The 10737-nt window shown below is 63.2% G+C and carries 11 protein-coding genes; 3 read left to right on the forward strand and 8 right to left on the reverse strand.

Features of this window, described 5'->3' with window-relative positions:
* Positions 1-594 (reverse strand): ABC transporter permease subunit (locus ENZ75_RS08400; protein WP_128278019.1); only part of this gene is annotated, 594 nt, incomplete at its 3' end.
* Between the two features lie 92 nt (positions 595-686).
* Positions 687-1673 (reverse strand): ABC transporter substrate-binding protein, encoded by a 987-nt coding sequence (locus ENZ75_RS08405; RefSeq protein WP_063169129.1) that lies wholly within the window; start codon positions 1671-1673, stop codon positions 687-689.
* Between the two features lie 258 nt (positions 1674-1931).
* On the opposite strand from ENZ75_RS08405, the gene ENZ75_RS08410 reads away from it, so the two are divergent.
* Positions 1932-2903, forward strand: coding sequence for a sugar-binding domain-containing protein (locus ENZ75_RS08410; RefSeq protein ID WP_027162947.1), 972 nt, complete (start codon positions 1932-1934; stop codon positions 2901-2903).
* On the opposite strand, the gene ENZ75_RS08415 is transcribed toward ENZ75_RS08410, so the two are convergent.
* From ENZ75_RS08415 to ENZ75_RS08440, 6 genes are all read right to left on the reverse strand, one after another.
* Positions 2900-3268: a hypothetical protein gene (locus tag ENZ75_RS08415; RefSeq protein ID WP_013529317.1), complete on the reverse strand. Its 369-nt coding sequence runs from the start codon at positions 3266-3268 to the stop codon at positions 2900-2902. The genes ENZ75_RS08410 and ENZ75_RS08415 overlap by 4 nt on opposite strands.
* Positions 3269-3382: 114 nt before the next feature.
* Entirely contained in the window at positions 3383-4777 is a 1395-nt protein-coding gene (locus tag ENZ75_RS08420; protein WP_127417394.1) for a pyruvate dehydrogenase complex dihydrolipoamide acetyltransferase, read from the reverse strand.
* A gap of 3 nt (positions 4778-4780) precedes the next feature.
* Positions 4781-5779: an alpha-ketoacid dehydrogenase subunit beta gene (locus tag ENZ75_RS08425; protein ID WP_027163140.1), complete on the reverse strand. Its 999-nt coding sequence runs from the start codon at positions 5777-5779 to the stop codon at positions 4781-4783.
* Complete coding sequence (locus tag ENZ75_RS08430) at positions 5779-6807, reverse strand: thiamine pyrophosphate-dependent dehydrogenase E1 component subunit alpha (protein ID WP_063169131.1); 1029 nt, start codon at positions 6805-6807, stop codon at positions 5779-5781. Before ENZ75_RS08430 ends, ENZ75_RS08425 begins: the two co-directional genes overlap by 1 nt.
* Positions 6808-6809: 2 nt before the next feature.
* Entirely contained in the window at positions 6810-8138 is a 1329-nt protein-coding gene (locus tag ENZ75_RS08435) for an NAD(P)H-dependent oxidoreductase (RefSeq protein WP_128278020.1), read from the reverse strand.
* A gap of 461 nt (positions 8139-8599) precedes the next feature.
* On the reverse strand, positions 8600-9388 hold the full coding sequence (locus ENZ75_RS08440) for a 3-hydroxybutyrate dehydrogenase (protein ID WP_063169132.1): 789 nt from the start codon (positions 9386-9388) through the stop codon (positions 8600-8602).
* Positions 9389-9611: 223 nt separating this feature from the next.
* On the opposite strand from ENZ75_RS08440, the gene ENZ75_RS08445 reads away from it, so the two are divergent.
* The gene (locus ENZ75_RS08445) at positions 9612-10358 is read left to right on the forward strand and encodes an acetoacetate decarboxylase (RefSeq protein ID WP_063169133.1); all 747 of its coding nucleotides are present in this window, start codon (positions 9612-9614) and stop codon (positions 10356-10358) included.
* 47 nt (positions 10359-10405) lie between these two features.
* The coding region (locus ENZ75_RS08450) for a patatin-like phospholipase family protein (protein WP_206617021.1) at positions 10406-10737 on the forward strand (332 nt) is incomplete at its 3' end.

Here is a 10737-nt window from a genome sequence, read left to right on the forward strand (position 1 = left end):
GGGCAGCACGATGGTGACCAGCACGGTGAACCAGCCGGCACCGCCCGCCCGCGCGGCTTCGACCAGCTCGCGCGGCAGCTTGCGCAGCCCGGCGCGCACCAACAGGAAAACCAGCGGGCCATACTGCACGCCGAGCAGCAGGATGATGCCCGATGTCGAATAGAGCGGGTTCCTGGTACCGAGCGGCGGTGCCGCCCCGAACAGCTTGAGGAACGGGCTTGCCGGGCCGAACAATTGCAGCCAGGCCAGCGCCGTCACCTGCGGCGCGATCATCAAGGGCATGACGTAACAGAGCACCATGGCGCTGCGAGCGCGGATATCGGTCAGAGTGACGAGGACGGCCACCAGCGTTCCAGACAGCACCGCAAGCAGGGTGCCGCCGATACCGACGACCAGTGTGTGCCAGGTGGCGATCCAGGTCGCCGGACTGGCGAGCCCCGCCTTTATCGCGACGGTCGACAGCGTGCCGCCGGGCGCCACGATCTCCTTGATCAGGCGCAGCATCGGCAGCAGGGAAAGCAGGACGATGACGATGGCTACCGCCGCCGTCAGGACCATTTCCTGGCCCCGGCTTTCCCTGATCCGTGTTGACATGATTGCGTTTCCTGGGGTCGATCAGCCGATGCGATCGGGGTTTTGCCCGTCAGGGATACCGCTGGGACGGCACCCCTGACTGGATTGCCGGCTCAGCCCCCGAACAATTCCGAGAACTTCGCCTTGTCGGCGTCGGTTTTGGCGACGATTGCCTTGGTGTCGAACGGCATCACCTTGACCTTGACGCCTTCCGGCAGCCATTCGGGGCGGCCGACCGAGGCGCGCGCCGGCAGATAGCCCATCGAAAGCGCAAGCTTCTGGCCGTCATCGGAAAGAATGAAGTCGACGAACTTCTTGGCGCCGTCGACATTCCTGGCGGTCTTCATGATGGCGACCGGTTCGGTCACTGCCGGCACACCTTCCGAGGGGAACACGAACTCGACCGGGGAACCCTTCTTCTTGGCGTTCATCGCCATGAAGTCGACCAGGATGCCATAGGGCTTTTCGCCCGATGCCACCGCCTTCAGCACCGCACCATTGCCGCGCACGCTGACGGTGTTGTTGGTCTTCAGCTTCTGGAAGAAATCCCAGCCATAATTGGCGTCGCCGACGAAGCCCGAAAGCAGGTAGGCGGCGGCACCCGAATAGAGCGGGCTCGGCATGACCAGGCCATCGGCATAGGCGGGCTTGGCAAGATCGGCCCAATGCTGCGGCTTCTCGGCCGCGGCGGTGTTGTAAACGATGCCGGTGGTGATCAGCTTGCTGCCGAAATAGGTCTTGTCGGCGTCATAGGCATCCGCCTCGATGCCATCGAGCTTTGCCTCGGGATAGGGCAGTAGCCGGTCGTCCTTCTTCAACAGCTCCATCGAGACCGCATCGGCGATCAGAAGCACGTCGGGCTGCGGGCTGCCGGCGGCAAACTCGGCCGCCATCTTGGTGAGGATGTCGCTCGTTCCGGAGCGATAGATATTCACATCGATACCCGGCTGCGCCTTCTTGAAGGCATCCACGGTCTTGGCCGCGTCGGCTTCCGGCTGGGACGTGTAGAGCGTCAGTATTTCGGCGTTTGCCACGCCGGCAAACAAAGTTGCCGCGAGCGCCAGCTGGCTGGCCAGCAGCTTGATGAAGTGCGTCTTCAATGAGACCTCCTGTCTTTCTGTGCATGACCGGTCCGGCTCTGGCCGGCTCCCCGTCTCTTCCTCCCTGCACGGCGCATATGACTGGTGGATGACACAGCGCGTGAAACCCACAAAATATGTTCATATGTACGATGTCAATTACAAATGAACAGAAATGTGCGACAATCGACACGCCGCAGATCCGGCATCAGTTGACATCCGGCCGGTATTTCCTTGATGAGCACCGGTCAGGCCACGGCTCATGAGGGACAGGAACCGATGACCACAGAAAAACCCAGACAGGCTCGCCTGCCGATGGTCTCGTCGGACCTTACCGTCAAGACGGCATGGCTCTACTATGTCGAAGGTTTCACCCAGGAACAGATTGCCGAAAAGCTCGATGTCTCCAGGGTGAAGGTCATGCGTACGCTGGCCTCCTGCACCGCCGAGGGCATTGTCGTCACCATGATCAACGCGCCGACCGCCGGGCAGGTGGCGCTCGAGCGGGGACTGGAAAAGCGCTGGGGTCTGAATGCCGCCGTCGTCATCCCGACGCCTTCGGCGCATGACCATCTGGAGAAAGCCATCGGCCATGCCGTCGCGGCCTATCTCGGCGAGCAGATGCAGGACGGCATGACGCTCGCCATCGGTGGCGGCGCGACCCTGCATGCCAGCCTCGGCTTCCTTGCCCGCCGGCAGTTGAAGCGTGCCTGTGTGGTGGCGCTCGTCGGCAGCCTGCCGCACTCGCAATGGATCAATCCGTCCATCGTTGCCGCCAAGGTAGCCGATGTCTTCGAGGTCGACAGCTACCAGATCACCGCGCCGGTCACGGTCGACAATTCCTCGCTGCGCGATCTCCTCTGGGCGCAGCCGACCCTGCAGGATGTACGCCAACGCGCGGCCGCCGCCGACATCGCGCTGCTCACCGTCGGCGACATGTCGCCGGACGCCACCATCTTCCGGCATGGCATCGTTCCGTCATCGCTGATCGCTCCGTTGAAAGCGAAGGGCGCGGTCGCCAACATGCTGTGCTATTTCGTCGATGCCAATGGCCGTTTGGTGGACCACGAGGTAAACGGGCGTGTCATGGCCATCGATCTCGATGTGGTCGGCAAGGTGCCGAATGTGGTTCTCGCCGCGGGCGGCAAGCGCAAGGTCGCGGCGATCCTCGCCGCACTGAAAGCCGTCGACACCAATGTGCTGATCACTGACAGCGATACCGCCACGGCGCTGCTTGCCAAGGGCGGTTAGATCAGCCCGCGCTCGCGCAAAAAATCCTCGACGCCGACATGGGTCATGGATTCGAATTCGGCGATCGCCTCGGCCACCCGCTTGCGCTGCGCCGCCAACAGTGTGAACACCTGCTTCATCTCGCCGGAAACACCAAAACGGCTCCACCGCTCGGCGATATGCGTGGGCAGACCGATGTCGGCGCAGAACGCGTCCAGACTGTCATAGCCGAGGCTGGCGACGAGCTGCCTGGTCTCCTCCGCCGACATGCGAGGCTCGAAGGCGTGGTCGTGCAGGCGCTGCGCCACCAGCTTGATGTCGGATGGCGACGCACCCATGACCTTGCCGAACAGGGTTTTGACGTCAGATGGGTCGAATGCAGGCATATTTGGCCTCCCTGGATCGCAATCCAGATAGAACATGGGTCAAGGGTCAGCGCCTGACAAGTCGTTTCTGTCGCAAGCCGGCGCATCAGTCGGCGCCGGCTTCTGCTTGGTGGATCAGACCAGCAGGCCCATCGGATTTTCAAGGAGGTTCTTGAAGGCGACCAGCAGTTCGGCACCCAGCGCACCGTCCACGGCGCGGTGGTCGGTCGACAGCGTCACCGACATCACGGTGGCTATTCTGATCTCGCCGTTCTTGACCACTGCCCGCTCCTCGCCGGCGCCGACTGCCAGGATGGTCGCGTGCGGCGGGTTGATGACCGCGGCAAAATCCTTGATGCCGAACATGCCGAGATTGGACACCGCCGTGGTGCCACCCTGATACTCTTCCGGCTTCAGCTTGCGGCTGCGGGCGCGACTGGCCAGATCCTTCATCTCGTTGGAGATGGTGGACAGCGTCTTTTCGTCGGCATGCCGAATGATCGGCGTGATCAGGCCGCCGGGGATCGACACCGCGACGCCGACATCGGCGTGCTTGTGCTTGACCATGGCGCTTTCGGTCCACGAGGCATTGGCATCGGGCACCGCCTTCAGCGCCATCGCCATCGCCTTGATCACCATATCGTTGACCGACAGCTTATAGGCCGGAGCATCACCCTTGTCGGTCTTCTTCACCGGGGCTGCCGCATTGATCTGCGTGCGCAGCGCCAGCAGCGCATCGAGCTCGCAGTCGAGCGTCAGGTAGAAATGCGGAATGGTGGTCTTGGCCTCGACCAGGCGGCGCGCAATGGTCTTGCGCATACTGTCATGCGGGACAAGGTCGTAGGAGCCCTGTTCGAACAGTTTCAGGACCTGATCGTCCGACATCGCCTTTACCGGCGCGGCAGGAGCAGCAGCCGGCACGCCAGCCGGAGCCTTGGCGGCAGGCGCCGTCTGGGCGCCGCCACCGGCAATGGCCGCGTCGACATCGGCCCTCACCACCCGGCCATACGGGCCGGTGCCAGATACGGTCGAGAGGTTCAGGCCGGCCTCACGGGCCAGGCGCCGGGCAAGCGGTGTTGCACGGCCGGCCGATGGCGATTGGCCGATCTCCGCCCTTGTGGGGGAGATGCCAAGTGGCGGCAAAGAGGGTAGGGCAGAGGGGTGCGTGACAGAATGAGACGTTGGCGCGACAGCGCCCCCCTCTGTCGACTTCGTCGACATCTCCCCCGCGGGGGGGGAGATTGGCGCCTTGTCCTGCTTGGCCGCAGCAGCATCAGCCCCATAGGCCTCACCGTCGGCATAGATCCACGCCACGGCAGCGCCGACCGCAATATCGACACCCTCTTTGCCGGTGACATCGCGCAGGACGCCGCTGGCCGGCGCATCGATTTCCATCGCCGCCTTGTCGGTCTCGATCTCGAACAGCACATCGCCCTTCTTGACGTGCGCGCCCTCCTCGGCAAACCAGCGCGAGATCTGTCCGGTCGCCATGTCCATGTCGACCTTGGGAAGAATGACTTCGGTCGGCATGGTCTAGCGGACCCCTTTCACGAGGTCGCGCGCGGCGGTGATGATGTCCGGAATTTGCGGCACCGTCGCCTTCTCGAGTTCCGGATTGTAGGGGATCGGCGTTTCGGCGCCGCCCAGCCGCACGATCGGCGCGTCGAGATAGTCGAACGCTTCGCTCTCGGCGATCATGGCGCTGACCTCGGCGCCGATGCCCAGCGTCTTGACCGCTTCGTAGACGCATAGCAGCCGCGACGTCTTCTTGACGCTGTCGATGACGGTCTGCTTGTCCATCGGCCGGATGGTCCGGAGATCGACGACTTCGACGTCGATGCCTTCGCTCTCCAGCACGGCTGCCGCGTCGAGCGCCTTCTGCACCATGATCGAGGTGGCGACGATGGTGAGATCCCGGCCTTCGCGGCGGATATCGGCCTTGCCGATCGGCACGGTGTAATAGCCTTCGGGCACCGGTCCCTTCATCTTGTAGAGCAGCTTGTGCTCGAAGATCATGACCGGATCGGGATCGGCGACCGCCGCCAAAAGCATGCCCTTGGCATCATAGGGGGTCGCCGGCTGGATGACTTTCAGACCCGGCACATGGCCGAGCCAGGCTTCGAGGCTCTGGCTGTGCTGAGCCGCCGCACCGGTGCCGGAACCGGCGGGAAAGCGCATCACCACGGGAACAGAAACCTCGCCGCCCAGCATGAAGCGCATCTTGGCCGCCTGGTTGACAATCTGCTCCATGGCAAGCGTGGCGAAATCGGAAAACTGGAACTCGAAGATCGGCCGCATGCCGGTGAGCGCAGCCCCAACCGCAACGCCCGCGCCGCCCAGTTCCGAAATCGGCGTGTCGATGACGCGGTCAGCGCCGTAACGTTCGACCAGGTCGCCGGTGACCTGGAAGGCGCCGCCATAGACGCCGATATCCTCGCCCATCAGGAAAACGCGCTCGTCCATGTCCATGGCGATCGCCATGGCCTCCTGGATCGCCTGGGCGTAGCTCAGTTCACGCACCATCGCGTCCATCACGCCTGCTCCGTATACACGTAATTTCCCGTCTCGCTGATATCGGGCGATGGGCTCGCCTTGGCGAACTCGATGCCCTCGGCGATCTCTTGCGCCACGGCATCGCGAATGGCCTCGATGCCCTTGTCGTCGATGAAGCCGAATTCCCTGAGCTCGCTTTCGAACAGGGTGATCGGATCGCGGTTCGACATCCAGTCCTCGATCTCTTCCTTGGTGCGATAGCGGTTGCGGTCGCTCTTGGAATGGCCGCGATGGCGATAGGTCTTGGACTCGATCAGCGTCGGCCCCTCGCCGGCGCGGGCTCGGGCAACAGCCTGATGAGACGCCTCGGCGACCTCGGAGAAGATGTTGCCGTTGACGATGACGCCGGGCATCGAATAGGCGGCGGCGCGCTCGGCGATGTTCTTGACCGCGGTCGAGCGGGCTGTCGATGTCGACATGCCGTAGCCATTGTTCTCGCAGACGAAAATGACAGGCAGCTTCCAGACCGCCGCCATGTTTAGCGCCTCGTGGAAAGCGCCTTCATTGTTGGCGCCATCGCCGAAGAACGAGACCACGACCTTGCCGGTCTTCATCATCTTGGAGGACAATGCCGCCCCCACGGCGATCGGGATACCACCACCGACGATGCCATTGGCGCCGAGATTGCCCTTGCCGACATCGGCGATGTGCATCGAGCCGCCACGGCCCTTGCAGTAGCCTGTGGTCTTGCCGAAGAACTCGGCGAACATGCGCTTGACCTCGGCGCCCTTGGCAATGCAGTGGCCGTGACCGCGATGCGTCGAGGTGATCTGGTCATCCTCGGCAAGCGGCATGCAGATGCCCATGGCGCTGGCTTCCTGGCCGATCGACAAATGCATGGTGCCATGGATGAGGCCGCGCGTGTAGCACTCCTCCGCGCCCTCTTCGAAGCGGCGGATCAGGTACATCTTGTGGAGCACCTGCTTGAGCTGCTCGGCGCTGTACTGGCGGTAGACGAAGGGCAGATTGGCGCGACTGTCAGTGACGGCTTTGCTGGCTGTGGCCATGATCACGCTCCCACGGTCCCATAGACGAGCTTGTCCTGGCGAGCGCGCAGTTCGGCGATCTTGGAGCCCGCCGCGGGCGCTGCATTCGCGTAGGTTATGAGTTCGCCCTTCTTGATCGGCGCGGTGACCGAGCCGCCCTGCAGCAGGCCGCAGGGAATGGCCTGGGCGGCGCGCGCTTCAGGCGTCGTCATGATCCAGGCGCGGTAGCAATATTCGCCGATCGCATCGAGCTTCTCGCCGGGCTTCATGTCCTTCTTGGCCACGGCGGCCACTTCGGCCACCGGCTTGGCCAGCGGCACCATGTCGGCCTTGCCGTAGAGCACGACGCGCGCGCAGGTCAGCGGCACCTCGAGCGAGGTCAGGTGATAGGGACGATGGAAAGTGAAATACGGGCCTTTGCCCATCTTCAGATCTTCCATGCGCTCGGAGATGCGCGGATGCGACATGTCGGCAACGACGAAGACGCCGGGCGCGACACCCTTGCCGATCGAATAGTCGACGACGCCGACCTTCGACAGAACGCCGCCATCCTTCTGCGGCACCAGCACCTTGGACAGTTCGCCAAGCGTCGCCGCCGGGCCATGCATGCCAGCCTTGTCTGGAACCAGGCCGGTGGCATTGGCGATTGCCGCCATCTCGACCATGGTCTTGGAGCCGTCGACGAATTCGACCAGCATGCGGACATTCATGTGCCGGCGCTTGGCTTCCTCCTCATAGTCCGGGGGAATAGCGTCGATGTTGAGCGGATTGTTCTTGCCCTTGCCGGCGGCAACGATCGGGTGACCCATGGCCGAGACGAACTCGATCAGCTCCATGCAGGAGGACGGCTCATCGCCGGCGCCCAGTGAATAGGTGACGCCGAGCCGGTCGGCCTCGCTTTTCAGATAGGCGCCGATGGTGACGTCGGCCTCGACATTCATCATCACCAGATGCTTGCCATGCTCCATGGCGCGCAGCCCGATCTCGGCGCCAACGGCGGGAACCCCGGTGGCATCGATGACGACGTCGATCAGATCATTGTTGATGACAAGGTCGGCGTCGTTGGTGACCGCGACCTTGCCGGCTTCCATCGCCGACGTCATAGCCGAAGCATTCGACACTTCGCGCGCATGCCCGGTTTCCTGGAAAGCGATATCGACGGCCTTGCTGGCAGCCGGCAGGTTCAGTTCGGAAATGGCGCCGATCTCGATGCCCGACATATGGGCGACACGAGTGACGATGTCGGTTCCCATCTCGCCCGAGCCGATCAGGCCGATGCGGATAGGCTTGCCCGACTTTGCGCGTTCCTCGAGATCGCGGGCAAGACCCGTCAACGAAACATTGGAAGCCATACCGCTCGTTCCTCCCATAATGCAGGCTTGTTCGATTGCCTGACGGGTATTGAACATCTGTATTTCTGTCAAGACTAATGTCCATATTCCCGTGCTTTTTCGGACACTTTCACCGTAGTCCGGCGGGACGAGAAAGAGGCTGGGAAACCCGATGCCGCGCAGTCGCCGTCAGTGCGCGGATGGGCATCGGTTGGGATCGTTCAGCTCAGCCAACGGCGCAGCCTGTTGCGCTGCCGTGCAATAGGCCGGCACATGCGACTGGCGGCATCTTGGCCCTCGCGGGAAGTCCTGCTCAGTGCCCCGCGAAGCCTGCCGGAGGCGGGCAACCCGCCGCGTCGATCGCAAAATCATGGAAATGCACGACCACGCCATCCGCATCGATTAAGATCACGGCATAGCCGGGTGCTTTTCTGCCAGCGCCCAGCGGCACCAGCAGGCAAACGGAACGCTTGGATTACCCTCTACTGTGCCGTCCAGCCGCCATCCATCGGCAAGGTTGTGCCGGTGACCTGCCTGGCCGCGTCCGAACACAGGAACAGCGTCAGCGCGGCGAGCTCGTCGACGGTGACGAATTCCTTGGTCGGCTGGGCGGCGAGCAGCACATCGTGCTTGACCTGTTCCTCGGTCATGCCGCGCGCCTTCATCGTGTCGGGAATCTGCCTTTCGACCAGCGGCGTCCAGACATAGCCCGGCGCGATCGCATTGACGGTGACGCCGTCGAGCGCTGCTTCGAGCGCTACCGTCTTGGTGAGGCCCGCAATGCCGTGCTTGGCCGACACATAGGCCGACTTGAACGGCGAGGCGACCAGCGCATGCGCCGAGGCGGTGTTGATGATACGGCCCCATTTGCGCGTCTTCATGCCCGGCAGTGCCGCCTTGATGGCGTAGAACGCGGCGAGCAAATTGATGCGGATGATGGCTTCCCACTTGTCATCGGGAAACTCCTCGATCGGCGCGACATGCTGGATGCCGGCATTGTTGACCAGGATATCGAGACTGCCGAAGGCAGCCTCGGCCTCATGCACCATGGCGCTGACCGCCGCGCCATCCATCATGTTGGCACCGGAGTAGCGGCACTTGACGCCGAAATCCTTCTCGATGCCGGCGCGCTCGTGCTCGATGGCAGCCGCATCGCCAAGGCCGTTGATGGTGACATTGGCGCCTTCCACGGCAAAGGCGCGGGCGATGGCCAAGCCGATGCCGCTGGTCGAGCCGGTGACGAGGGCGTTCTTCGAAGACAGGAAACCCATGATGATCTCGCAAGAGGTGGGAGGGAACGAACGGGGCCGCCTTTGTGCGCCGCACCATGACAGTGCCATAGCCATATGTCGGTGCGATTACAGGGTTGAGACGGCCGTCGACAGGCCCCTTGGGCGGCTGTCAGGCGGCTGACACGGCACTGTCATGGTGCCGTGCAACATAATCCGGAGCGCATTCGCGCAGTCATTCCTGAACCAAAATGGGGCTACAGCCTTGCAGATCGCCGATGTCGTGAAGCGCGCCTATGCGATGCCGCTGACCAACCCCTCCTTTCCGCCCGGGCCGTACCGTTTCTTCAACCGCGAATACGTCATCATCACCTACCGCACGACGCGCGAGGCGCTAGAGGCTGTCGTGCCGGAGCCGCTGGAGATCGACGAGCCGCTGGTCAAATACGAATTCATCCGCATGCCTGACTCGACCGGTTTCGGCGACTACACCGAGACCGGCCAGGTCATCCCGGTGCGCTACAAGGGCCAGCACGGCGCCTACGTCCATTCGATGTATCTCGACGACGACGCGCCGATCGCCGGCGGCCGCGAACTGTGGGGCTTTCCCAAGAAGCTTGCCAATCCCAAGATCGTGCATGAAGGCGAGGTCATCGTCGGCACGCTGCACTATGGCAGCGTTCTGTGCGCCACCGGCACGATGGGCTACAAGCACAAGAAAGCCGATCACGGCTCTGTCCTCGCTTCGCTGGCCGCGCCCAATTTCCTGATCAAGATCGTCCCGCATGTCGACGGCACGCCGCGCATCTGCGAACTGGTCCGCTACCACCTCACCGACATCACGCTGAAGGAAGCCTGGACAGCGCCCGCCGCACTCGATTTGCGGCCGCACGTCATGGCCGACGTGGCGCGGCTGCCGGTGCTCGACATCGTATCCGCCGTCCACTTCACCGCCGACCTGACGCTTGGGCTGGGCGAAGTGGTTCACGATTATCTCGCCGACCGCACCTGAGCTGCACAAGCCTTTCAGAGCCCAAACAGAAGTCGGAGACCAAAGCCGTGCTCGAACGCAATCGCAACAAGGAGGCCACCGCCACCATCGCGGAGATCTCGGCGCAGTATGACCGCGTCGCGCTGGTGTTTCAGGGAGGCGGCGCGCTCGGCGCCTACCAGGCTGGGGTGTACCAGGCATTGGCAGAGGCCGGCTGCGAGCCGAGCTGGCTTTCCGGCGTGTCGATCGGCGCCATCAATGCGGCGATCATCGCCGGCAATGAATCGAGCCGCCGGCTGCAGCGCCTCGAGCAATTCTGGCAGACGATTTCGGGTCGCAAGATCTGGGCCTATACGCCGGAAGGCGACATCTACCGTGATATCCGCAATCGCACCAGTTC

This window comes from Mesorhizobium sp. M7A.F.Ca.CA.002.04.1.1 (assembly GCF_004022805.1).
Classification (GTDB): domain Bacteria; phylum Pseudomonadota; class Alphaproteobacteria; order Rhizobiales; family Rhizobiaceae; genus Mesorhizobium; species Mesorhizobium ciceri.

What these genes read in the sequence shown, in the direction of transcription:
- ENZ75_RS08430 (WP_063169131.1), bottom strand. Translation starts at nt 6,807, where the DNA reads ATGGCCACAGCCAGCAAAGCCGTCACTGACAGTCGCGCCAATCTGCCC.
- ENZ75_RS08410 (WP_027162947.1), top strand. Translation starts at nt 1,932, where the DNA reads ATGACCACAGAAAAACCCAGACAGGCTCGCCTGCCGATGGTCTCGTCG.
- ENZ75_RS08420 (WP_127417394.1), bottom strand. Translation starts at nt 4,777, where the DNA reads ATGCCGACCGAAGTCATTCTTCCCAAGGTCGACATGGACATGGCGACC.
- ENZ75_RS08435 (WP_128278020.1), bottom strand. Translation starts at nt 8,138, where the DNA reads ATGGCTTCCAATGTTTCGTTGACGGGTCTTGCCCGCGATCTCGAGGAA.
- ENZ75_RS08440 (WP_063169132.1), bottom strand. Translation starts at nt 9,388, where the DNA reads ATGGGTTTCCTGTCTTCGAAGAACGCCCTCGTCACCGGCTCGACCAGC.
- ENZ75_RS08425 (WP_027163140.1), bottom strand. Translation starts at nt 5,779, where the DNA reads ATGGACGCGATGGTGCGTGAACTGAGCTACGCCCAGGCGATCCAGGAG.
- ENZ75_RS08415 (WP_013529317.1), bottom strand. Translation starts at nt 3,268, where the DNA reads ATGCCTGCATTCGACCCATCTGACGTCAAAACCCTGTTCGGCAAGGTC.